We start from the raw sequence: 626 nt of genomic DNA on the forward strand, positions 1-626 counted from the left end.
GTCGATGACGGTCAAGCCGCATTCCAAGTACAAACTGATGTTGCAGATGGCAATTACGGTAGCTTCTCAATCGATGCTGACGGTAACTGGGATTACGTACTAAACAACGACCATATCGATGTGCAATCACTGACTGAAGGCGAAACCTTAACCCGTACAATTACTGTAACTTCTGCAGATGGCACTGCAACCCACAACATCACTATCACCATTGTTGGTGCTAACGATCCGGCTGATATTACAGTGGATTTAGCTAATGGCGATTCAGATAGTGCGACTGTCACCGAAGATGGTACAAGCGATGCGGACAGTAATACCGTAGAAGCAGTTTCTGGCACATTAACCATTAGCGATGTCGATGACGGTCAAGCGGTATTCCAAGTGCAAACCGATGTTGCGGATGGTAATTACGGTTCATTTAGTATTGATGCTGACGGCAATTGGGATTATGTCTTAAACAACGATCATATCGATGTGCAATCGCTAACTGAAGGCGAAACCTTAACGCGTACGATCACAGTAACTTCAGCAGATGGCACTGCCACTCACAACATTACTATCACCATTGTTGGTGCTAACGATGGCCCTGTTGCCCAAAACGATAGAATCAGTGTCTCTGAAGATAC

At 45.4% G+C, this 626-nt stretch carries 1 protein-coding gene; it reads left to right on the top strand.

Features of this window, described 5'->3' with window-relative positions; genetic code table 11:
* On the top strand, nucleotides 1-626 hold a 626-nt coding region (locus G3R48_RS17175; RefSeq protein WP_212593434.1), incomplete at both ends, for a VCBS domain-containing protein.

Source organism: Shewanella intestini, assembly GCF_018221465.1.
Taxonomy (GTDB): Bacteria; Pseudomonadota; Gammaproteobacteria; order Enterobacterales; family Shewanellaceae; genus Shewanella; species Shewanella intestini.